This is a genomic window from Sporomusa sp. KB1, from assembly GCF_007830295.1.
GTDB lineage: Bacteria > Bacillota > Negativicutes > Sporomusales > Sporomusaceae > Sporomusa.
In genome coordinates this window covers 760,235-780,347 of record NZ_VLKC01000002.1, presented here as the reverse complement: position 1 = coordinate 780,347, position 20,113 = coordinate 760,235, and the positions used below count along the sequence as shown (strand labels likewise).

Below are 20,113 nucleotides of genomic sequence, written 5' to 3'. Positions count from 1 at the left end.
GCTTTCAAACAGGGCGGCGGGCAAGAGAACGAATTTTCATTTCATGTTCGCCGGTGACTTCTGCCAGGGATTTTAAGTCTTCGTGGATGTTATCAACTTTTTTACTGGTTAACTGGAGCAAATGATAGATGTCTTTTTGCTGGACTTCGCCGTATTGCTCAATCTTGTTTTCTAAGCGGGTAATATCAGCTTTGGTAGCCATAGTGGATTGGATGGTGGAAATATCGGATTTGGCGGTAGCCATATCAGACTTCAAGGCGGAAATATCGGATTTGACGGTATCCATATCAGACTTCAAGGCGGAAGTATCGGATTTGACGGTATCCATATCAGACTTCAAGGCGGAAATATCGGATTTGACGGTATCCATATCAGACTTCAAGGCGGAAATATCGGATTTGACGGTATCCATATCAGACTTTAAGGCGGAAGTATCAGATTTGATTGTATCCATATCAGACTTAAGAGTGTCCATATCTGACTTGAGAGTGCCGATATCGGATTTGATGGTAGTTATTTCTTCTTTAATAGGCTGTATTTCTTCCTGGATCATAGAGCGGATGGCTTGCAATAATTCCGTATTCTCCATTGCTGTCACCTGCCTTTAAAACTTTCTATTCATATTGTACTCTTTGAAGGCAGGATAGACAAGCGGGGAAGTTATGTTTTTGACTAAATGTTTCAACATCTTGCGAACCTACATAGGCTGACAGGAGAATGGTCATAACTGTAGAATGAGTATAACAGAAATCAAAACTTAATAATTTGCCACCATACAGGTGCCTCTTAGTAAGCTAAGAGGAGAATAGGGAAGTTCGGAAGGATTGCCTAAATCCTTAAACGACGCGGTCGCGCCACTGTAAGCGGGGAAGAATACTTTTATTATGCCACCAGCAAGCGGGAAGGCAGGGGTGTTCTTTGGATCCGTAAGCCAGGAGACCTGCCTGTTTTGGCTGTTATTTACCTCCGCGCCAGAGGTAGTACCAGGAGGACAGGATTTTATGAAAATATAACCCTGGCTCTTTTGGGCTAAGGGTTTCTTTTATTTATTGTATTGGTACAAAACAAGAAATAGGGGGATTAAGCATGAACTATCAGGCAAGAGTAGATGATTTAGTTAATGGAGCAGCAAAACCAGCAAACAGCCTAGGATTATTAGAAACGGTTTTTAAAAAAATGTTATTAGCCTGGGGCACGATGCATCCGGAAATTAAACCCTATCATTTAATATTTGCGTCCGATAATGGCGTTATTGAAGAAGGCGTGGTGAATTTTCCCGAGGAAATTACCTACCTCCAGGCACAGAACATGGTAGACGGGCGAGCGACGATTAGTTGTTTTTGTCAGGCTAATAATGTTCCTTATTCGGTAATTGATATCGGAATCAATAACAAAAAATCAGTAGGCATCAACCGCAGAGTTGCTTCGGGCACCAAAAATTTTATGAAAGAGGAAGCCATGACACCGGCTGAATTTGAGCAGGCCTGGCATGTAGGGGAAGAGATGGTTAACTATGCCATAGATACCCAAGGGGCTAATTTGGTGTCCTTTGGTGAGATGGGAATTGGTAATACTACTACTTCTTCTGCCGTGCTGCATGCCATGACCGGAATTTTACCTGAGTTTGTTGTAGGGTATGGAGCAAGTACGCCAACTAACGAGATTATCAGAAGAAAGTGTGTTGTAGTGGCTAAAGGCGTTGAGCGGCATCGGGAGAGCTTTTGCCGCATTGAGGATATTTTGCGCTGTGTTGGGGGCTTTGATATTGTCGCCATATGTGCGGGTATGATTGCGTGTGCAAAACGCAAAACTCCTTTTGTCATTGATGGTTTTATTACCGCCGTAGCTTTTGCCTGTGCCGCACGGATTAACAGGGAGGTAGAGCATTGCGGGTTGCCTTCCCATATGTCCAAAGAACCGGGTATGTCTTATGCGATGCTGTTAGGTAATATATTGGCTGATGATATACCCATCAAGGCAAATATGGCACTAGGCGAGGGAACCGGAGCTATATTGATGGTTGCCATGCTTAAAACCATGACCTATACTATGTATAATATGGCGAAACTTTCTGATTTTGAGTTAAGCACACCAGAACCGCAGCAAGTGGCAGGTATGTAATAAGCAAGGCGTATTGTATTCGTGAAATTATTAATTAGCTGCACAAGCGGGAATAGAAAGAATAGTAAAGGTTCTTCTGACTGGACCTATTCCTGGGTTCCCGTCGTTGGACCATTTATTGGTTGTGGTCTAGCTTTTGCATTGGCCAAATCGATTGGTTTGATCTAATCGTTATATCCTCAAATTAGCTGGTTCAAGAGAAGAAAGCCTCCTATGGCACTGAAATAGCTGCTGTAGGAGGTTTTACTTTTGTAAAGGTTGTATGTTAAAAAGAAATGATTTATTATATGATAAAGGGCTAATATTTGATTTTGGTTGTAGTTGGGATAGCCTAGTCGAGGGAACCTTTGAGGCGAAGTTTTGATATATATGATTGGGTATATTTTAAGGAGGGAATATGCGTGGCAGAAGATATAGTAGTAAAGTTGACGGCTGATTTCTTTAAGACACTGGCCCATCCTGTGCGACTTAGAATTCTCCAGACCCTGGAACAGGGTGAACGCTGTGTGTGCGAGATTATTGAAGAACTGGACATTGAACAGTCAAATTTGTCACAGCATTTGAGCAACTTAAAGAAACAAGGGATAATCGACTCTCGCAAAGATGGTCAAAAGGTAATTTATCGAATCGTTTATCCCTCTGTACTTGAAATAGTTAGTGCAGCGGAAAAAACACTAAGTGAACAGATTGGTGCTAGTCAGAGTATATTGAAATTTTTAAAATAATTTATGCTTCTTCTTACTACTCATAATAAAACAAACAGCACACTTTTATGTGCTGTTTGTTTTATTATGAGTAGGATGTTTCCTAAAAAATGCTTGACGATCATGATTAAAATTGAATATAATCATATACAAGAGAAGTGTTTTTATAACTCAAAAGACAAAACCCAATAGGTAAAGAGGTGGAACTAATGGATATTGTAGAAATACTCAAGGCATTAGCTGATGAAACAAGAATTAGAATTTTGAACTTGCTGTATATGGAAACCTTGTGTGTGTGTGATTTGGAAGAAATATTGAAAATTAGCCAGTCCAACGCCTCTCGCCATATGACCAAGCTAAAACAGGTGAAGCTCATTACCGGCGAAAAACAGGCCCAGTGGATATACTATCGGGTCAATGAAAAAATACTTGAACAGTACTCTTTTGTGAAGGAACTGCTGTCCAAGGAAATGGAGAACGATCCGCAACGCCAAAAGGACGTGGCAAGACTGAAAAAATACCGGGAACTAGGCGGTTGCTGTGAGCTAGCCGTAAAAATTGTTGACGATTAAGACAAGTGTTGCTCGCTGCCGAATCGTTTTAGCATTCTAAATAGTTGCTCGGTTGCGTAATAAATTAACAAAGGGAGGAGAGTGGTGATTGTTTGAACTTTCGGTACTTTAAGGAATCACAAAGAAGTGAAGGGGGAGTAGTAAAATGGCACAGGCTCAAAAGCGATTATCTTTCCTAGACCAGTATTTGACATTGTGGATTTTTCTGGCGATGGCTATTGGAGTTGGCGGCGGTTATCTCTTTCCGGGGATGGCTGCGTGGCTGGATTCCTTGTCAATTGGCACAACATCAATTCCGATTGCAGTCGGTTTAATTATAATGATGTATCCGCCATTAGCAAAGGTTAAATATGAAGAAATCGGCAAGGTATTTAGTAACGGCAAGGTTGTAGTGCTGTCACTGGTGCAAAACTGGATAATCGGCCCGGTGTTAATGTTCGTACTGGCTATAACCTTTTTAGCTGATAAACCAGACTACATGGTTGGCTTAATACTTATTGGTTTGGCTCGCTGTATTGCCATGGTAATTATCTGGAATTCACTGGCAGAGGGCGACAATGAATATGCGGCTGCACTGGTAGCACTTAATTCAATTTTTCAACTGGTATTATATTCGGTGTTTGCCTATTTCTTCATCACTGTACTGCCAGGCTGGATTGGCTTTACAGGTATGCAAATCCAGGTGTCCATGAAGGATGTTGCGATGAGTGTGGCAATATATCTGGGTATTCCCTTTGTGGCCGGATATTTGACAAGACGTATCTTATTGCCGGCAAAGGGTCGTGAATGGTACGAACAGAGTTTTATACCTAAGATTAGTCCGCTGGCATTAATAGCGTTACTCTTTACCATCGTAATTATGTTTTCCCTAAAAGGCAGCTATATTATTAAACTACCGATGGATGTGGTGCGTATTGCCATTCCACTCATTATCTATTTCGGCATTATGTTCTTAGTATCTTTTTTCATAAGCCATCGTGTGGGAGTTAACTATGAGCAGACAACTACATTATCGTTTACGGCAGCCAGTAATAATTTTGAACTAGCGATTGCAGTGGCTGTAGCCATTTTTGGTATAAATTCAGGTCAGGCCTTTGCCGCTGTTATTGGGCCGCTTATCGAGGTGCCGGTTATGATTGGCTTAGTTAATGTCGCGTTGCGTTTTCGGAAGTATTTTGTGGTTCCAGATAAACAATAATTCGCAACTTGTGATGAAGTTGCTGATGCCTGCGCAGCCAAACATAGGGTAATAACATTTAATGCTCAAAGAATGCGACTTGTTTCCAGGCGATTGAAAGAACATATATAAAAATGAAAGAAGGGATAGCTCCTCAATTTAGAGGGCCTATCCCTTCTCTTATACGCAAGGGTGTACACGACGAGAGCGGGCTTATGGAGTTGTTGGCTAGATAATCCTGGTGAAGTTGCCAAAACAAAAGAATATCCTGCAAACAAAAGGAGCCTTGATGGTACACTTATTCTAAAGTATCTTTTTTTAAAACCTGATACAGGGCAGAACTGAAAATCTGGATTCCTTCCAATGTTGTTTCACGTTTGTTTTCGGGGATAATTTCTAAAACAGCTTCAAAATAGCGGCGCGAGTTAAGTTCTATCTCCAGAAAAACTTTTTGCCCTTTTTTGGTGAGTTCAATATCTACGTAGCGGCGGTCATCTGGATTTGGGTTACGATCAAGGTAGCCTTTGTTTACCAAGTCATCTACAGTTCTACTTACTGCACTTTTAGTTATATTTAGCCGAGTTGCAAGTTCATTCACAGAAATTTTTTTTTCTTGTGCGGTTTCCCAGATTACATGACATTGAGCATACGTACAATCATAGCAAAAAGCTTTTTTACCTTCCAAGACTCCCAAACTTCTCATAAAAATTTTTATAGCATTTCTCATAGTAGAAATGTTTTTGGGTTCCTTTGTCATTCTATCGACCATCTTTCTTTGTGTAATTTCAAAGTGGTTATTTAGGTGTACTGTTGACTATATGAACAGTCAATGATACAATCTGATTATACTTATATTTGGCAATCGTGTAAATATAAAATAGTAAAGATTTGTATAAAAAATAATATGAAGGTGGTTGACCGATGTCTATCTACCTTGATAATGCAGCAACATCATTTCCAAAGCCTAATATGGTTGTTGCCTTCGATGAATCTGAGCAATTAATACTAAAAAGCATTTATTATGATGAAGATCCAGAAGAAGCGCTTAATTTTGTTCTAAAACACATTCTACCTAAGGTTAAGAAGGAACTTTCCTGTCTATCTGGCACGCTATTAGGGCAGAAGGGTTAGAATAAGAGAAAGGTGGTCTTAGATATGTCAGCAAAATGTTGTTCCTGTGGAATTTCTGATCGATTAGGTGATGGAAAGTTATGGTGTCTTAAATATAAGTTCGAGATATCGGATGTTATTGCCGAAGAAAAGTCTAATTGCTATTATTTTATTGAGCCCCAGGTTGAGGATGGAGAGCCTTTGACAGCGGCTCAAACGTTAATGCTTAAAGAATGCGAACTGGTTTCCCGGCGAATGCGCGGACCGGTATAGAATCATATAAAGGCTACTCATTTTTACCCGGTTAAGCCGGGTTTTCTTCTATTAAATAAGTTAGGAGAGGGTGTAATTTGGATAAAAAAATACCAGTTATTATTCCGTGCTGTGGCATTGATTCTGTTTATGGCTTAATGACTCAAGAAATAGCGTTAAAGGTGAAAGAAGAGGTGAATAAGCAGGCGAAAATGCTTGGCTTAGCCTGTCTGGTAAATGGAGAAACAGAGACGGTACAAACAATAGCAAATACACCGTGCATTGTCATCAATGGATGTAGCAAAGAGTGTGCGACCAACATTGTCGATATAATGGGTGGCGATATTGATATTGAGTATATTATTGATCGCCTAGTGGCCGGAGTTGATACTGCAAGTCTAGGCACCATTGTTAGACTAAGCGAAAGTGGAGAAAGGCAAGTTTGTGAAATAGCTAGTAAAATAATAGCTGATTTAAAACTTGCCGAAAAGGGGGGAGAGAAATGATAGTGCACCCCAAAACAATCGGCATTATTGCTTGCTGTGGCAGTGAATGTACAGGTGGTTATATCTCTCGGGCTGTAGCTGCAAGAGTCGTGAACGAATTGAGAGCAACAAAGGTAGTTGCTCTCAGTCTTCCACGTCTGCTTATCGGTACTGCCAATGAAAAGAGATTTTCCATGAATCATCCTACGATTACTCTTGATGGCTGTGCTAAAGCTTGTGCCAGAAAGGCTGTTGAAAAGTACTGCTTTAAACCGATAGTCGGGATAAATATAGGCGATCTTATTGGCGAGCAAGAAGTTCTTGCCAGTGTTAATGGAGCTCATAGGTACATGTCTGAAATTGATAAAGTTTCAGGTATTGTTACGCATGTGCTGGACTCAGTGGCTGCCATGTACGAAAAAGCCAAGGCTGCTCAGAACAACAATTGTGACGAGGGAACCTGTGATTGCGGTTGCGGCGGTAGCAGTTGCGGCTGTGGGTGTGAGAGTGGTAGCAAGGATGCACCTGTCAGCGATCAAACGATTACTAGCGAACCAAACAGGGATGGTATTGTAATTTATACGAAAACAGGTTGCCCGTTCTGCGCTAAGGTATTGCAAGACTATCGGGAGAAAGGGATTGCATTTCAAGAAGTCAACACAAGTGTGCACGATTGGGCTAAGAATTTGTGTAAAGATCGATATGGTTCTGATAAAGTACCTGTCATTGTCAAAGATGGAGTCGCAATACAAATTGGCGATGTTGAAGGTAAAGGCTGACAAATGTGATAGGTTGACCGTGAGTCAACACTTTTTGAGGATATGAAGGGCAAATTTGGTGGCTTTTTTTGCAGTAATTATGCGGGTATTGCTAAATCTGAGTCAAGTCCAAGATAAGGGGACATCAAGGTGGAAATAATAATTGAAGGATCGGCCAGAGAATACATTCAGCGTAAGTCATCAGAGCTTGCGATTAGTATTAGGGTTGTGGAACGGCCAGGCGGGGTTTGAAGTGGCGGCAAATGCGGTGGGCAAACACCGCGTATCCCATCCGTGCGATTGGGCAAAACTGACAAGGCCGTCCATTACAAACAAGTTAATATTGATGGAATTGAAGTATACTATCATCCAACTGTAGCCGAAATATTTAAAAGGCTTACGATAAAAATAGAAAAAATCTTTTTTTTCAAACGGCTGGTTGCAAGTGATAAGATGTAGTTTTCAGTTCTTATCATAGTGGAGAGTAAAAGAAAGTTGTTAGGGGGAAAGGCTAAAACCTTTCAAGCAAATCTTATCTGAGTGATCGAGATACCTCGGTATAGGATGAGCTCGCGAGAAAGTTAGGCAGGTGAAAGATGTGAATAGTTACGGGGACTACATTTCCGGGGAGTTTGCGGGTCACTTGAAAAAATTTATTTCAAAACGGGTTCCTAGCCCTCAGGATGCCGAAGACATTTTGCAGGAGGTCTACTACAAGATATACAGGAATATTGACAGGCTTAACGACGCCGGCAAGGTGAATGCCTGGATTTTTCAAATCGCCCGCAACGCGATCCACGACTACTATCGCGCCCGCAGGCAGGAAGAACCCTTTGCTCAACCACCGGAGCCGGAAGCGGTTAGAGATGACAGCAACGGCAACAAGGAAATCTCCAGTTGTCTAAGGGCCATGATTGACCACTTGCCTGACAAAGATAGGGAGGCAATAGTTCTTACGGAGTATAAGGGTCTGACACAAAAGCAATTGGCTGAATTACTGGGCTTATCTTACTCGGGTGCTAAATCGCGTGTACAGCGGGCGCAAAAAAGATTGAAAAAAATGCTCTGTGAGTGTTGCAGCCTGGAACTTGATCGCCGTGGAAACATCATCGAATATAAGGTAAAAGTGAAGTCCAATCCATTTTGCGATTTATAATAAAGGTTGCGTCCTTTTGACGATGTTTCCGTCTTAGTTAATGCGAACCCATTTTATATAATGACGGGAGGAAAGACGGTGAAACAAAATACAAAAGGCTGCGGGTGTGGTACGAATTGTTGTACATCCGGGGAGTGCCAGGAAAAGCGATTGCTTATCGAGTTCCTGTATATCGACCTGGAGGTGTGTGACCGGTGTCTGGGGACTGACGCGAGTCTTGAGGATGCCATCATAGAGGTGGCGAACGTTTTGAAGGCAACAGGTTACGAAATCGAAGTTCGAAAGATACTGGTTGAAAGCGAACAACAGGCATTAGAACTAGGATTTGTAAGTTCGCCAACCATCCGTATCAATGGCCAGGATATTCAACTAGATTTCAAGGAAAGCCTTTGTGAATCCTGCGGCGATGTCTGCGGGGAAGATGTTGACTGCAGGGTGTGGACCTGGCAGGGACAAGAATACACCACTCCGCCTAAGGCGATGATTGTCGATGCAATACTAAGACATGTATACGGGGGGCAGCAAGCGTCTCAACATATAATCAAGGATGTACCTGATAATCTGAAAAAATTCTTTGCGGCAAAAGTGAAAAGATGAACTGTCCGCAAAAATCACTGCTTCGGTTGGGTTAAAAAAATACAGTAGACTAAACCAAGAATAAGACCGTCCTAAAAGTTGTTAAGCTTTTGGGACGGTCTTATTAATAGAAAATCAATCTTTTTATCTTCATGTACTTGCAATTCATGTAAAAGAGTACTAATATTAGTAATAGGTGGAAATTAAAAAGTTAAGTCGCCGTGTCCCATAGGTGGTGGAACACCTATAGGCACGAGCAGGTGAAAGGGCACCTACACGTAACAGCGAACTGTCCACGACGACAATCTTATTATACCCGGTTGTTAGCTGAATTACAAGTTTTGACAATTGGGGTGTAATGATTGGCGCGTTAAGGCAGGGGCTGAGCGACTGCATGCAATATTCGATGGTATCATATCTTGATACAGGTTTAGCAGGACACGCTGACGGGTTCTGTTATTTGGGTTGTTTTCTGTATCTTGATACTGTTGCAATAATCGATTAGGATCGCATGTGTAGGGTAGAAATAATCCTGCATATGTGATCCTTTTTAATTTCCTCCTGTAAAATTCCCATTCATGGGAGATTACAGGAGGGCATAGAAGCCTCCAGATAAAATAAGGAGGGGTGGGTTTAACTAACTTATGAATATCAGATACCGGGATTGTAAGAAACAAGAGACTGAGCTATATGATGAAATTTGGCAACTATCTGAAGAACTTGATCGGCTGGATAAAGAGGGAAAAGATACAACGGACACTATCCAGAGATTTGGGGAGGTAATGGAAGAATTTTTGTTATTCAGGCAGCAGGGAGGCAAAGACTCGCTAGTTAAAGTCAAACCCTAAATCAAACATTATCGAAACATTTGTTATGATTGTAATAAGTGAAAAATTATAAGCTGGACTCTTGACGAGAAGGAGTTCAGCTTGTAAAATTATAGTAATTATAATGAGCGATGGAGTTCGCTCGAATCCTGGTTAACCAGGTGATGACTCCTACCATACTAACGGTAGGAGTCTTTGCTTTTTTATAAAACGATGCAGGAGGGGGAATCGCGCATATGCCGTCTTTGACTGAAGCCTGTTCCTGGCATATTACTGCATGGGACGAGATACCAGAACCTGTTGGTCTTGCAGCGAGAACGTAAATAGTGGTAGATTTGAATATCAAAGTTGAAGGAGGAATCTTTGTGCCCAAAATTGCATGTCAAGCCAAACGATTACGGATTTATATCGGGGAAAGTGACCATTGGAAACGGCGGTCGCTGTATCGCGCTATCGTAGAAAAGGCCAAAGAGCTGGATCTGGCAGGCGCGACTGTATTTCGAGGCCTGTTGGGATATGGAGCCGATAAACGTATTCATACAGCGAGTATTGTAGATTTATCAAGTGATTTGCCCATACTTGTTGAGATTGTTGACAGTGAGGAATATATAGCGAAATTGTTGCCTTATTTAGATGAAATGCTGGAAAAGGGGCTTGTGACAATTGATGATGTTGAAGTCATCAAATATGGCAATAAACCACTCAAGTGTTGAAAATAGTGGATAGGTAATCGGGGCAAGCGAGGTGAAACGATATGCTAGAAATCATTTTAGTGGCGGTAGGTGGTGGGGGATTGGCGCGACTACCCGGTATCTGACGTCTAACTGGGCGGCAGTGCGGTTTGGTACAGAGTTTCCGATGGGGACGTTGCTGGTTAATGTCGTGGGGTGTTTTATTATTGGATTGTTTATGGCCGTGACTACCTTTTCGTCGTTTAGTTATGAAACGCTGCATCTCTTGGAGGAAGTGAATGTCATGCAGGCTTTTTATAATGTCGGGCTTAATATCCTGGTCGGTTTTTTTGCTACCTGGCTGGGAATTGGTGTCGTCAAATTGTTCTAACAGTAATGGCAGCGGCAACGATCATCGTTAAAAATCCTGAAGATGCTATTAAATTGCTCCTAAATCCGAAACGACTAATTGTAACCTTAAGACGTTAATAATGACTCAAAAATCCAATCCAATCCAATACATATTAGTATCAAACTTAAATGGCAAATTTTCAAAAAATGCTAGGAAAATAATCCTAGCATTTTTTTATATCTTGTGCTTATCAATTATTTATATTATAATATGATAAATTTATAATATAAATAAAACGAAGGGATAGTAAAAAGGGAGGTTTTTTATGTTTAATCATGATCACGCTCATAATAATGGCATATGGTGCGAGGGTAATAATCAAAGTCTAACAATTGTAATCCTCATTACCTTTGGCATCATGATTGCCGCGGTGGGAGTTGCATCTTTACGGTAGTATAGTAAACCGGTGCAAGCACATAAAAATTATTAGGGAGATGATTTTTTTTGATTATCTTTGAATGGTTAAATAACCAATTACTCAAAATGGAATGGCTTTATAATTTAGTTACTTTACTTGTACAAAATGTATTTGGGTTAGATATACGTAGTCAAGTGGGTGGAAGTATTCACTTCTTTATCTATGATGTTATAAAGATATTCATCTTACTTACTGTTTTAATATTTATGATTTCCTATATCCAAAGCTTCTTCCCGCCTGAGAGAACGAAAAAGATATTAGAGCGATTTAAAGGAATTTCAGCAAATATATTGGCTGCGTTACTGGGAACGGTTACGCCTTTTTGCTCTTGCTCATCAATTCCTTTATTTATTGGCTTTACAAATGCAGGACTACCAATTGGTGTTACATTTTCGTTTTTGATATCTTCACCACTTGTAGATTTAGCATCTATAATTCTGCTTGCAAGTATATTTAACTGGAAGATCGCAATAGCTTATGTGATTATGGGCCTTGTACTTGCGGTTGTTGGTGGAACTATCATTAGCAAATTAAACCTGGAAGAGTATGTTGAGCCCTTTGTTCACAGCAACAAGATGCTGGAAATGGAACAAGAAGAATTAACAACGAGTGACAGAATAGAGTTTGCAAAATATCAAGTGATGGAAATAGTAAAAAAGGTATGGCTATATATTTTGATCGGTGTGGGAATCGGTGCTGCTATTCATAATTTTATTCCAGAGGCAGTGATAAGTGCTGTATTAGGTCAAGACAAATGGTATTCTGTTTTGGTGGCAACTTTGGTAGGAATTCCAATGTATGCTGATATTTTCGGAACATTACCAATTGCGGAGGCGTTAGTTTTGAAGGGAGCAGGACTTGGTACTGCTTTATCCTTTATGATGGGTGTAACGGCACTTTCGCTCCCGTCTATGATTCTGTTAAAGAAAGTTGTTAAGACAAAGCTGTTAGCTATATTTGTGGGTATTGTTACCATTGGCATTATTATATGTGGTTACGCATTTAATGCCTTTAGTTATCTTTTGATGTAGGATACAAATTTTGCAGCACACATGCAGCCGTTTATTGATGCAGCAAAAAAAAGCCAATCAAGTAGTTGTAATTGATGGTTGCCCTGTGGGGTGTGCAAAAAAGGTAGTTGTACAAGGGAGTAAGATATTACAAGGGGGAATTACAAATGAAGATTGAAGTATTGGGAATGGGGTGTGCAAAGTGCCATACCCTAACCGAACGGGTAATGGAAGCAGTTGCTGAGCTAGGAATTACCGCCGAGATTGTAAAAGTTGAAAATATGAAAGATATCATGGCCTACGGAGTTATGACGACACCAGCACTTGTCGTGGATGGTGTCGTTAAGGTGAAAGGGAAAGTTCCAACTAAGGATGAAATAAAATCAATTATTAGAGGCTAGCGTTACTACTAAGACAGAATGAAACAATGGTTGCAACAATCGAAAATTTCAGAATAATACTACTTGCAAATGTGGTTCGTCTATGATATTATTTAAGTAAGCACCATCCTTATAGTGTAGATTCAAACCCAAGCTGCAGTAGGTAGGAAACGTTCCGTTTTCCGTTTGTTGCAAAGTAGGTTATTAATCTGGCAGGGTAGTGTTTTTTGTTTCCTCAAAAAGGTTAATTGAATCACAGCTTTCCATTGGGTGTAAGAATTAGGTTGTTCCCGTTCGCAAGCTAAGTTGTATATGGTTAGTGGGTATCAAGTACAGTGACTGCTATAGGGATGGGCGCTTTAGGCAAGAGGGAAGGATTAAACCTTCCCTCTATTAATTTTGCCGGCTAGCTAATCTCATACTATGCAAAAGATGTAGTTTGATCTGTGTATGTCCTGAATTAGGTATTGACGAATAGAATTGTCAATGATAAAATAAGCAAAATAAAGCTAACTGGAAATCCAGAGGCTACACGTAAATATACAGTAAACGGCTGATCAGAAATCTGAAGGCTAAGTGTTGGTAACAGAAACCATCACTTAGCCTTTTTTATTTTTCAGTACGCGTAAAATAGGGAGGGTTAATTATGGGTTTGTCTGCCGTTGTTTTATCACCGCAGGAGCAGCGAGTAACTGAAGAATTAACAGGTAAATACAAAGCTTGTGAAAGACCAAGACCATATAACATTTTTAATTCATTTAAAGGAGAACGCCCCCAAATCGATATCGAAAGAGCAAAGTATTTTACCGAATCTTTTAAGACAACTGAGGGGCAACCGTTAATCTTGCGGTGGGCTAAGGCTCTTCAGCACATTGCTGAAAACATTACGGTATATATCGACGATCAACAGCTTTTGGCAGGCCGGGCAGGTTGCCAGGGTAGATATGGAGTCATTTATCCAGAACTGGATGGCTGCTTTCTGGAACAAATGGCAGACGAATTGCCTAACCGGATAGAGTCTCCTTTCTATATTGCCGATGAAGATATGGCCTATATCAAACAGGAGATTGCACCCTATTGGAAAGGGAAAACGTTTTATGAAGACCTTGCCACATCACTGCCTGAAGATGTTTTAAGGGTAACTTACGATCCGGTAAATGTGTCGAAATCAAGATTTATTGTTAATGAAACGGCCACTATGCGCTCAGCACTACAATGGGTTCATGATTTTGAGAAAGTATTGAAAAAGGGCTTTAAGGCCATAAAACAGGAGGCCCAAAGCCAACTAGAGGCTCTTGACCTGTTTGATCCCAAGGACGCGCTTGAGAAGGCTCCTTTCCTTGCGGCTGTCATCCTTGTATCAGAGGCTATTGTTGTATGGGCCAAGCGGCACGCAAGACTGGCCGCCGAACTTGCTGCAAATGAAATTGATGTAAACAGAAAGCGCGAGTTAGAGGAGATTGCCAGAATATGTGATTGGGTGCCAGAAAATCCTGCCCGTACTTTTTATGAAGCTGCTCAGGCACAATGGTTTACGCAAATGTTTTCCCGACTGGAGCAAAAGACCGGTGCTACTATCTCTAATGGAAGAATGGATCAGTACTTATATCCGTTTTACAAAGCTGATTTACAAGCGGGGCGAGTCGATCAGGAAAAGGCCAAAGAGCTTTTAGAATGTATGTGGGTAGGAATGGCTCAGTATATTGATTTATATGTTAGCCCGGCTGGTGCCTGCTTTAATGAAGCCTATGCGCATTGGGAAGCTGTTACCATTGGTGGGCAGGATGAGAATGGTGAGGATGCTACCAATGAATTAACGTATTTATTTTTAGAATCGAAACGGGAATTTCCTATCAACTATCCTGATTTAGCCGCCAGGGTTCATGCACGTTCACCGGAACGATATCTATATGAGATAGCTGAGACGATAAAGGAGGGCTCAGGCTTTCCTAAACTGATCAATGATGAAGAGGTTATTCCCTTACTGGTTGCTAAAGGCGCTAGTTTTAAAGAGGCAAATACCTATGCTGTCTCAGGCTGCACCGAGGTCAGAATGCCCAACCGGGATACATATACCAGTCCCTGCGCGTATGTTAATATAGCCGCTGCCTTAGAAATGGTTTTGTACAATGGAAGAATGAAAATCTACCATGATGAACTATTAACTATTGAAACAGGGAATCCAAGAAGTTTTGCAACCTGGGAAGAATTTTGGCAGGCCTATATTGGACAGCAAACCTATTTGCTTAAGCAAGCTTTCAAGCAACAGTATATCGCGAATAATTTACGGGAAAAGCACTTTGCTGCTCCGCTGGGATCTGTGTTGCATGAACAATGCCTAAAGGATTATAAAGATCTTCATTCAGCAAGTATTGCTGGCGGAATCGACTTGGGTTATTTTGACATTATCGGCTATGCTACGGTAGTCGATTCATTGGCTGCCATTAAAAAGTTCGTATATGAAGAGAAGCAGATAACTATTGATGAGTTGATAGTTGTACTAGCTAATGATTTTCAGGGGCAGGAAGCTGTAAGACAATTGCTGTTAAATGCTCCCCGGTATGGGAACAATGATCCTTATGCCGATTCTATAGCAAAAAATATAGATTTAGCGGCCCTTCAATTTACGCACAAATACTCCAAGACAATAGGTGTGAGCCTTGATGTAAGGTATGTACCGGTAACTTCTCACGTTCCCTTCGGTAAGGTTGTTGGTGCTACCGCCAATGGTAGAAAAGCAGGTGCGGCTCTTTCTGACGGATCTTCTGCTTCGCATGGCGCAGACGTGAAAGGGCCGACTGCCGTGCTCATGTCAAATGCTAATTCAAAAAATTTGGGTTTTCAGGAACGGGCATCAAGACTATTAAACATAAAGTTAAGCCCTTCATGTGTGCAAGGTGAAGCAGGAACAAGAAAAATCACTTCCCTCATCCGCAGCTGGTGTGATTTAAAGCTCTGGCATTTGCAGTTTAATATTATCAACAAAGAGACCTTGCTGGCAGCCCAAAAGGAGCCTGATAAATACCGGAATTTGCTTGTCCGGGTGGCCGGATATAGTGCGTATTTCATAGATCTTTCGCCTGATTTGCAGAACGATGTCATTGCCAGAACCGAGCATAGTTTGTAGGAGGCTACTACCATGGAACCCAATCACAAACGGTCAGGGTATGTCTTTAATATCCAGCAATTTTCGGTGCATGATGGCCCGGGAATAAGAACCATTGTATTTTTAAAAGGTTGTCCGCTGCGGTGCCGCTGGTGCAGTAATCCGGAATCCCAGGCGAGCAAGCCGGAGCTGGCTTACAACCAAAACAAGTGTATTGGGATCGCTGCCTGTGGCAGATGTCTCAACGCCTGCCCCCATAACGCATTACGGCAGGGAGAAGCTGATAAGCCAGTAGTTCTCCGGGATGTTTGCAAACAGTGCTTTTCTTGCGCAGGGGCGTGTCCTACAACGGCCTTACATACTTTCGGCCAATTGATGAGTATTGACGATATTTTAGAGGTGGTAGAACAAGATAACGTTTTTTTCTCCCGGTCAGGCGGGGGCCTGACTCTCAGTGGCGGGGAACCACTAATGCAGCCTGATTTTGCGGTTGAACTTTTACAGGCGGCCAAACGCAGGCGGATAAATACCACAATGGAAACTAGCGGTTATGCTGACTGGCAGACGCTGGAGAAGGCGTGCCACTATTTAAATACGCTTATTTATGATATAAAGTGCCTGGATTCAGGTAGACACTGTGAGCAAACCCGGCTAGCTAACGATATCATCCTTGAAAATTTTGTCAGACTGACAGCGGCTTTTCCTAACCTGCCCATATTGGTCAGAACACCTGTAATTCCTGGATTTAATGATTCAGAGGAAGATATTACAGCCATAATTAACTTTATTAAGGGAAGGCCCAATGTTGGTTATGAATTGTTGCCCTATCACCGTTTAGGGCAGCAAAAATACGAGTATTTGGGAAAAGAATATCCTCTGGGTAATTTAACCTTGCGTGAAGAACAATTTGAGCGGTTGAACACTGTAAAAAGTGCTCTTGATAATCCCTGCTTATCCAAAGTTACCTATTGACGCCATCGATAGAGTATGATACTATTAATACAATATTTTAGCTAGGCTGATTAGAAAAACTGAAGGCCGAAGCAGTTGGTAGATATTTTACCGACTCTTCCGGCCTTTTATTTTTTGTCAGGTATACCATTCTACTCTATCGACAAGGCTTAGGGAATTGAGAGGTGTACATATTGAATACCGTAAAACAGCTTGGCCTGACAATTAATCAGCAAGAGCAACTACTGGAAAGAGAAATAGCCAAGTTTGCCAAGGAGAGAATTGGGAAAGGACCAAGTAAAACTGAGGTACGTATTGCTGATAATATACTTATTTGTGTGCAGCATGGTTTTTTAACCAAAGCCGAAGAGTTAATCATTGAGTCAGGCCATTTGGATAAAGTTATTGATTATCGTAGAGTGTATATCATGCAATGTGTTAATGATATTGAGAAGATAATTTATCAGGTTATTGACCGAAAGATTAAGTATTTTTTTCCCAGTTGGATACTTGAACAAAATTTATCATGTTGGACAATTTATCTGGATTAAAAGCCTGATAAAGGCAAAAATCCTTTAATGAAATAGTTATTCTTCTTAACAAAGAACAGATAACTACCGTTTGGTAGCGGTCTGTTCTTTTTTATATTGCGCTAAAGGGGGTGAAGAGAGTCGTAGAGACGGTGTAATGCTAAGAATGTAAGGAGGAATTTTAGTGTTAGGGAAAAAAACGTTTGTTGGCTACTTGGTTGCTGTACTGCTTACAGCCAGCTTGGTAATCGCAGGGTGCTCGGGGAAGAACCAGAGCAGTACATCCGGAAGTGCGGCAGAGACGCCGAAATCCCAAAAGGAAGTTGTGAAAATAGGAATCGGCTATCAAGCACCAACAGCTCAAACCTGGGGTGCGCTAATTATCAAAAACAAAAAACTCTACGAAAAGTACTTGCAGGAAAAGTATCCGGATAAGGTTTTTGAGATTGAATGGTTTAATTCACCTTCCGGTCCCCCGCTAACAAATAATATGATTGCGGGGAAGCTGCAACTAGCACTCATGGGGGACATGCCCATACTAATTAACGGCGAGCAAGGACAGACATCCCGCAATTACAAATCCGTATTTCTTGCTTTCGACGGAAAAGGTGCTGGAGGGAAGAATCAGGCCATATTAACTCCCAAAGGCAGCAACATAAAGATGGAAGATTTGAAAGGGAAAACGATTTCGACAATTCTTGGATCTAGCGCTCACAGGATGCTGCTAGTGGCCCTGGATAAATATGGCTTAACGAATGATGTGACAATTGTTAACCAGGACGTTACTGTGGGCATGAGTAATATTGAACAAAACAAAATTATTGCCCATGCTACCTGGGAGCCCTATCCCAGCCTAATTCAAACAAAAGATATTGGTGATGTTTTGCTTGATGGCAGTGAGACTAATGTGGATTATTTAGATGGTGTTGTGGCTGATCGCACCTGGGTGGAAAACAATCGGGAATATGCTGTTGCCTTTTTAAAGGCGTTGATTGAGTCGCATAAGTTTATTAGAGAAAACCCTGAGGAAGCGGCGAGGATCTTCCAGGAGGAATCCCAATATCCGCTTGATGTAACCAAAAAGATTGTTCAGAATGTCAGATTTGATGCGGCAATCTATTCGAAAGACATAACGACATTAGAGGGTAGCCGGGATTTTCTGCAAAAGCTTGAAAAACTCAAGAGTATTGATTTGAACAAGTTTGTTGACGATCAGTATTTAAAGGCTGCATTTAAGGAGTTAGGCTACAAATATCCTACTGAAACTGAGCTGAAAGGTGATTGGATTCCGTTGAAATAGAGGTGGCGGTATGTCGGATTTATCTTCTTTTCGATATAGAATTACCAGGGTAATCCGAAAGATAATAGCTATAATTGTTTTTGTTGGCACATGGCAGGTTTTAGTTGGTAATAATGTCATGTCGCCGCTTATGTTTGGCAATCTACCCTCCCCGGTAGAGGTTGGGGAAACCTTCATTGCTGTTTTGCAAAAGCAGGTATATTACTACCACATACTGGTGAGTTTCGGGAGAATTCTTGCTGGTAGTTTAGCAGCTCTGCCACTTGCAGTAGTCTTGGGGCTAATTATTGGACTATCAAGGGTTACCGAAGATTTGCTGTTGTCTATCTTTGATATGCTGCGCCCCATTCCCCAGATTTCCTGGATACCGGTAGCGATATTAATCTTCCCTTCAGTGGAAGGGAGTATCATCTTTATCACTTTCCTGGGAGCCTTTTTTCCCATTCTTGTTAATACAATTGCTGGAGTAGCTAATGTCAATCCATCACTAATTATCGCGGCCAAGAGCATGAATGCTACTAAGTTACAGCTTTTACAGTATGTTTACTTGCCGGGAATTATCCCGAATATATTTACAGGCTTTACTATTGGAATCGGAGTATCATGGATGAGTGTAATTGCCGCTGAAATGATTTCCGGGAAATACGGAATTGGTTATTATACCTGGACTTCCTACACGTTAATGGCATATTCGGAGACCATTATCGGGATGATTACCATCGGCGCAATGGGTACAGTATGTTTTGAACTAATCAAAATAATTGAGAAAAGCTTGTTAAAATGGCGTGAAGAAATTGGGGGCTAGACCATGGCAATCCAGGTGCACGATGTTCGAAAATCATTTCATCTTAAAAAAGACAGAGAGATTATTGCCCTGAATGACGTAAGTCTCAGCGTAAATGATCAGGAATTTGTGTGTTTGCTGGGGCCATCTGGTTGTGGCAAAAGCACATTGCTGAAGATTATTGCCGGTCTCGAACAGGCAAGCTCCGGCTGGGTGGAGATTGATGGTCAGAGGATAACCGCGCCCGGTAGTGATCGCGCTATTGTTTTTCAAGATTATGCGTTATTTCCCTGGCGAACAGTTGTTGAGAATGTTCAGTTTGGCTTGGATTTAAGAAAGGTACCGGCTAAAGCGGCCCGTGAGAAGGCACTTGAGTATTTAAACTTAGTAAATCTTTGCAACTTTGCCAACGTATATCCGCATCAGTTATCCGGAGGAATGAAACAAAGGGTGGCAATAGCCCGCGCCCTTGTACTGGAGCCTAAGATTCTGTTACTGGATGAACCCTTCGGAGCGCTGGATGCCTTTACCAGGATGCAGCTCCAGCTCGAACTTACCAGCATCTGCAAGAAGAATAGTCCGACGGTGATTTTTGTAACTCATGATATTGACGAGGCCATTTACCTTGGTGATAGGGTGGTAATCATGACGCCAAATCCAGGTAAAGTGAATGCTATTGTTAACGTCCAGTTACCTAAACCCCGCAATAGGACAGACTATGATTTTAACAAAATTCGTGATCGTGTTTTTAGGGAGTTTTCACTAGTCACTGAGACTTCTCTAGAGTATGTCATATAGGGAACATGAGGAGGA

The 20,113-nt window shown here is 41.4% G+C and carries 26 protein-coding genes, 1 pseudogene and 2 riboswitches; of the genes and pseudogenes, 25 read left to right on the top strand and 2 right to left on the bottom strand.

The genetic code is table 11. The features are described 5' to 3' along the window. Positions 1-4 precede the first annotated feature (4 nt). Positions 5-589, bottom strand: coding sequence for a hypothetical protein (locus SALPA_RS07435; protein ID WP_145091755.1), 585 nt, complete (start codon positions 587-589; stop codon positions 5-7). Between the two features lie 171 nt (positions 590-760). Further along, positions 761-963, top strand: a riboswitch (cobalamin riboswitch). Positions 964-1,086: 123 nt separating this feature from the next. On the opposite strand from SALPA_RS07435, the gene SALPA_RS07430 reads away from it, so the two are divergent. The 4 genes from SALPA_RS07430 to arsB all read left to right on the top strand — a co-directional run bounded on the left by SALPA_RS07430 (position 1,087) and on the right by arsB (position 4,595). Then, positions 1,087-2,121 (top strand): nicotinate-nucleotide--dimethylbenzimidazole phosphoribosyltransferase, encoded by a 1,035-nt coding sequence (locus SALPA_RS07430; protein WP_145091753.1) that lies wholly within the window; start codon positions 1,087-1,089, stop codon positions 2,119-2,121. 401 nt (positions 2,122-2,522) lie between these two features. Continuing rightward, the gene (locus tag SALPA_RS07420; protein ID WP_145091750.1) at positions 2,523-2,846 is read left to right on the top strand and encodes a helix-turn-helix transcriptional regulator; all 324 of its coding nucleotides are present in this window, start codon (positions 2,523-2,525) and stop codon (positions 2,844-2,846) included. A gap of 188 nt (positions 2,847-3,034) precedes the next feature. Further along, positions 3,035-3,397, top strand: coding sequence for a metalloregulator ArsR/SmtB family transcription factor (locus SALPA_RS07415; RefSeq protein WP_145091747.1), 363 nt, complete (start codon positions 3,035-3,037; stop codon positions 3,395-3,397). 145 nt (positions 3,398-3,542) lie between these two features. Next, positions 3,543-4,595 carry an ACR3 family arsenite efflux transporter gene (gene arsB, locus SALPA_RS07410; protein WP_145091744.1) on the top strand — a complete coding sequence of 351 codons (1,053 nt, stop codon included), beginning with the start codon at positions 3,543-3,545 and terminating at the stop codon, positions 4,593-4,595. Positions 4,596-4,872: 277 nt separating this feature from the next. Here arsB and SALPA_RS07405 read toward each other — a convergent pair whose 3' ends face one another. Next, entirely contained in the window at positions 4,873-5,331 is a 459-nt protein-coding gene (locus tag SALPA_RS07405) for a MarR family winged helix-turn-helix transcriptional regulator (RefSeq protein WP_255450959.1), read from the bottom strand. A 164-nt stretch (positions 5,332-5,495) separates the two neighbouring features. On the opposite strand from SALPA_RS07405, the gene SALPA_RS07400 reads away from it, so the two are divergent. The 21 genes and pseudogenes from SALPA_RS07400 to SALPA_RS07315 all read left to right on the top strand — a co-directional run bounded on the left by SALPA_RS07400 (position 5,496) and on the right by SALPA_RS07315 (position 20,098). Beyond that, positions 5,496-5,705 carry a hypothetical protein gene (locus SALPA_RS07400; protein WP_145091741.1) on the top strand — a complete coding sequence of 70 codons (210 nt, stop codon included), beginning with the start codon at positions 5,496-5,498 and terminating at the stop codon, positions 5,703-5,705. A gap of 24 nt (positions 5,706-5,729) precedes the next feature. Next, positions 5,730-5,957: a hypothetical protein gene (locus SALPA_RS07395; protein WP_145091738.1), complete on the top strand. Its 228-nt coding sequence runs from the start codon at positions 5,730-5,732 to the stop codon at positions 5,955-5,957. Between the two features lie 77 nt (positions 5,958-6,034). Continuing rightward, positions 6,035-6,442 carry a putative zinc-binding protein gene (locus SALPA_RS07390; RefSeq protein ID WP_145091724.1) on the top strand — a complete coding sequence of 136 codons (408 nt, stop codon included), beginning with the start codon at positions 6,035-6,037 and terminating at the stop codon, positions 6,440-6,442. Beyond that, positions 6,439-6,717: pseudogene (locus tag SALPA_RS33180) on the top strand (putative zinc-binding protein); the annotation flags it as partial. The gene SALPA_RS07390 and the pseudogene SALPA_RS33180, both read left to right, overlap by 4 nt. A gap of 273 nt (positions 6,718-6,990) precedes the next feature. After that, complete coding sequence (locus tag SALPA_RS33175) at positions 6,991-7,200, top strand: glutaredoxin family protein (protein WP_370516730.1); 210 nt, start codon at positions 6,991-6,993, stop codon at positions 7,198-7,200. A 273-nt stretch (positions 7,201-7,473) separates the two neighbouring features. Beyond that, on the top strand, positions 7,474-7,638 hold the full coding sequence (locus SALPA_RS30195) for a hypothetical protein (RefSeq protein WP_222427899.1): 165 nt from the start codon (positions 7,474-7,476) through the stop codon (positions 7,636-7,638). 139 nt (positions 7,639-7,777) lie between these two features. After that, the gene (sigZ, locus tag SALPA_RS07380; protein ID WP_222427898.1) at positions 7,778-8,335 is read left to right on the top strand and encodes an RNA polymerase sigma factor SigZ; all 558 of its coding nucleotides are present in this window, start codon (positions 7,778-7,780) and stop codon (positions 8,333-8,335) included. A gap of 78 nt (positions 8,336-8,413) precedes the next feature. After that, the gene (locus SALPA_RS07375) at positions 8,414-8,932 is read left to right on the top strand and encodes a DUF2703 domain-containing protein (protein ID WP_222427897.1); all 519 of its coding nucleotides are present in this window, start codon (positions 8,414-8,416) and stop codon (positions 8,930-8,932) included. A 623-nt stretch (positions 8,933-9,555) separates the two neighbouring features. Then, positions 9,556-9,759: a hypothetical protein gene (locus SALPA_RS07370; RefSeq protein WP_145091714.1), complete on the top strand. Its 204-nt coding sequence runs from the start codon at positions 9,556-9,558 to the stop codon at positions 9,757-9,759. 97 nt (positions 9,760-9,856) lie between these two features. Then, positions 9,857-9,919: riboswitch (Fluoride riboswitch) on the top strand. 184 nt (positions 9,920-10,103) lie between these two features. Continuing rightward, positions 10,104-10,451: a DUF190 domain-containing protein gene (locus SALPA_RS07365; RefSeq protein WP_145091711.1), complete on the top strand. Its 348-nt coding sequence runs from the start codon at positions 10,104-10,106 to the stop codon at positions 10,449-10,451. 31 nt (positions 10,452-10,482) lie between these two features. Continuing rightward, positions 10,483-10,800 carry a CrcB family protein gene (locus SALPA_RS07360; RefSeq protein ID WP_255450956.1) on the top strand — a complete coding sequence of 106 codons (318 nt, stop codon included), beginning with the start codon at positions 10,483-10,485 and terminating at the stop codon, positions 10,798-10,800. 286 nt (positions 10,801-11,086) lie between these two features. Then, complete coding sequence (locus SALPA_RS31400) at positions 11,087-11,215, top strand: hypothetical protein (RefSeq protein ID WP_255450954.1); 129 nt, start codon at positions 11,087-11,089, stop codon at positions 11,213-11,215. 89 nt (positions 11,216-11,304) lie between these two features. Beyond that, positions 11,305-12,270, top strand: a complete 966-nt coding sequence (locus tag SALPA_RS07355) for a permease (protein WP_222428159.1) — start codon at positions 11,305-11,307, stop codon at positions 12,268-12,270. A 10-nt stretch (positions 12,271-12,280) separates the two neighbouring features. Further along, positions 12,281-12,427, top strand: coding sequence for a putative zinc-binding protein (locus SALPA_RS33170; protein WP_370516700.1), 147 nt, complete (start codon positions 12,281-12,283; stop codon positions 12,425-12,427). After that, entirely contained in the window at positions 12,417-12,650 is a 234-nt protein-coding gene (locus tag SALPA_RS07345; RefSeq protein ID WP_094606452.1) for a thioredoxin family protein, read from the top strand. The genes SALPA_RS33170 and SALPA_RS07345 overlap by 11 nt, the downstream gene beginning before the upstream one ends. 625 nt (positions 12,651-13,275) lie before the next feature. Next, positions 13,276-15,756 (top strand): pyruvate formate lyase family protein, encoded by a 2,481-nt coding sequence (locus SALPA_RS07340; protein ID WP_145091702.1) that lies wholly within the window; start codon positions 13,276-13,278, stop codon positions 15,754-15,756. Between the two features lie 12 nt (positions 15,757-15,768). Next, entirely contained in the window at positions 15,769-16,707 is a 939-nt protein-coding gene (locus SALPA_RS07335) for a glycyl-radical enzyme activating protein (protein WP_145091699.1), read from the top strand. A gap of 173 nt (positions 16,708-16,880) precedes the next feature. Then, positions 16,881-17,237 carry a Na-translocating system protein MpsC family protein gene (locus SALPA_RS07330; RefSeq protein WP_186450962.1) on the top strand — a complete coding sequence of 119 codons (357 nt, stop codon included), beginning with the start codon at positions 16,881-16,883 and terminating at the stop codon, positions 17,235-17,237. A gap of 163 nt (positions 17,238-17,400) precedes the next feature. Further along, entirely contained in the window at positions 17,401-18,516 is a 1,116-nt protein-coding gene (locus SALPA_RS07325; protein ID WP_145091693.1) for an ABC transporter substrate-binding protein, read from the top strand. Positions 18,517-18,526: 10 nt separating this feature from the next. Then, positions 18,527-19,321: an ABC transporter permease gene (locus tag SALPA_RS07320; RefSeq protein ID WP_145091690.1), complete on the top strand. Its 795-nt coding sequence runs from the start codon at positions 18,527-18,529 to the stop codon at positions 19,319-19,321. 3 nt (positions 19,322-19,324) lie between these two features. Next, positions 19,325-20,098 (top strand): ABC transporter ATP-binding protein, encoded by a 774-nt coding sequence (locus tag SALPA_RS07315; protein WP_145091687.1) that lies wholly within the window; start codon positions 19,325-19,327, stop codon positions 20,096-20,098. Positions 20,099-20,113: the final 15 nt, after the last annotated feature.